The sequence below is a fragment of the Ralstonia sp. VS2407 genome, assembly GCF_052950655.1.
Window position 1 is genome coordinate 1 of record NZ_JBRFVG010000229.1, and the last position, 475, is coordinate 475.

The window sequence follows — 475 nt, forward strand, 5'->3', positions numbered from 1 at the left end:
CCGGAGGAGAATCGGAAACGTTTTGAGGTCGTCGGCATCCAACCGATACGCCCTGTAAAAACGACCGGCGTGCAGCGCCAACCCCTTGAAACCGGCTCGGCCCGCCCCACTTACGGTGCAACGAGGCCGAAAGCCATAGCAAAGAGGAGTGCCGCCATGCAAATGATCTACAACAGCCCCAACTACTGCGTCGTCGAGTTCCCGCCGCAGGACGGCCACCACGCGATGAATTCGGGTGGCTACGAAATCGTCGACAAGAACGCGCAGCGCGAAATCTTCATCGACGGCGAACTCGCCGCGCGCTTTCGCGAGCACGTGAAGCAGTTGATCCAGGCCGAGCCGACGCTCGACGAGGTCGACGAATTCCTCGGACAGTTCGACAGCCTGATGACGCAACCCGTCGTTCTCCACTGACGTCGCGCCGGCGCGGCCGCCTGCCGGGCCTGCGGGTCCGCCGCGGCGCCGCCGCCCGACG

Annotated in this window: 1 protein-coding gene; it reads left to right on the top strand. The window is 64.4% G+C overall.

Translation table 11 applies throughout. The features are described 5' to 3' along the window. The first annotated feature begins 156 nt into the window (after positions 1 to 156). Positions 157 to 414: a BTH_I0359 family protein gene (locus tag ACU8YE_RS24770; RefSeq protein WP_004189087.1), complete on the top strand. Its 258-nt coding sequence runs from the start codon at positions 157 to 159 to the stop codon at positions 412 to 414. Positions 415 to 475 lie beyond the last annotated feature (61 nt).